1 protein-coding gene is annotated in these 255 nt (G+C 60.0%); it reads left to right on the forward strand.

What is annotated here, in order from left to right:
* Positions 1–14 precede the first annotated feature (14 nt).
* Positions 15–255 (forward strand): hypothetical protein (locus AC5IJH_RS18375; protein WP_491904272.1); only part of this gene is annotated, 241 nt, incomplete at its 3' end.

Here is a 255-nt window from a genome sequence, read left to right on the forward strand (position 1 = left end):
TCGAGCCGCTGGTCATGAGCTCTGAGATCGAAGGCCTCGACGATCTGCATTCCTTCGTCAAGCTCGGGAACTACGTCTCGCGGTTCTCATTTCCGCCGATGGAGCTCCGGAGGATTGCGCCAGCTTTCGAGATGCGCGCGATCCCGGAGGGTGATCTCTGGTGCGAATCCCTACAAGCCGAAGACGATCGCGACATAACAACCGAGAGCTTGAACGCGCTTGCGATGAGGCCCAACAAGACCGGCCGTCCCGCAG

The organism is Candidatus Dedyshia acidiphila, assembly GCF_051025295.1.
Lineage (GTDB): Bacteria > Acidobacteriota > Terriglobia > Terriglobales > Acidobacteriaceae > KBS-83.